A 275-nucleotide genomic window follows, 5' to 3' on the forward strand; every position below is an offset into this window, starting at 1 on the left:
AATATAACTGGTGTCTTAAATCCGATGGGTTTTACTGCAAGTACCAAACAGTCAAGCTGATTGAGAATGGTTTCTGCCGTATTTCCCATAAAGAATCCGGAAATACCAGTACGAGCTACCGTGCCCATGACTACTAGATCAGTTTTAATTTCTTTAGAGAGGGCTGGAATCACCTCTCGTGGCGAGCCTTTCAGTAGATGCGTTTGAGGCTTTAGATATTCCAAGGCATTCCGTCCTGATTTGTCCATTTATTTACCCATTAGTAGGTTTAGATT

1 protein-coding gene is annotated in these 275 nt (G+C 41.5%); it reads right to left on the reverse strand.

The window, feature by feature from the left end; translation table 11 throughout:
- Positions 1 to 248 (reverse strand): universal stress protein (locus tag C7H79_RS17560; RefSeq protein ID WP_172592517.1); only part of this gene is annotated, 248 nt, incomplete at its 3' end.
- Positions 249 to 275 lie beyond the last annotated feature (27 nt).

The sequence above is a fragment of the Nitrosomonas supralitoralis genome, from assembly GCF_003011925.2.
GTDB classification, from domain to species: Bacteria; Pseudomonadota; Gammaproteobacteria; order Burkholderiales; family Nitrosomonadaceae; genus Nitrosomonas; species Nitrosomonas supralitoralis.